General features: G+C 62.4%; 1 protein-coding gene. It reads right to left on the reverse strand.

The annotated features are described in order from the left end of the window. The coding region (locus tag AC0IXA_RS27370) for an ATPase, T2SS/T4P/T4SS family (protein ID WP_471814892.1) at positions 1–256 on the reverse strand (256 nt) is incomplete at its 3' end. Positions 257–279: the final 23 nt, after the last annotated feature.

The raw sequence follows: 279 nt of genomic DNA on the forward strand, positions 1-279 counted from the left end.
GTGGGATAGCGTCAACCAAAGCCCGTAGCAGCGTCGTCTTGCCCGCACCCTGGTCTCCGGCGATGACGATGGACCGACGCGCCAGGACGGCCGCACGTAGCAACACCCCGACGTGGTGGGGCATCATCGCGGTATTGACGAGGTCGTCGATCGTCACCCTCGTCAGGGTGTGGTGGCGAATGACGACCGAGGGCCGGTAGGACAGCCCAAACCCGATAGCGTGCAGTCGATATTGGGATCCCAACGCCACTGTCATAGTAGGGTGAGCGTCGTCAAAAG

The sequence above is a fragment of the Pseudomonas sp. AC083 genome, assembly GCF_979253165.1.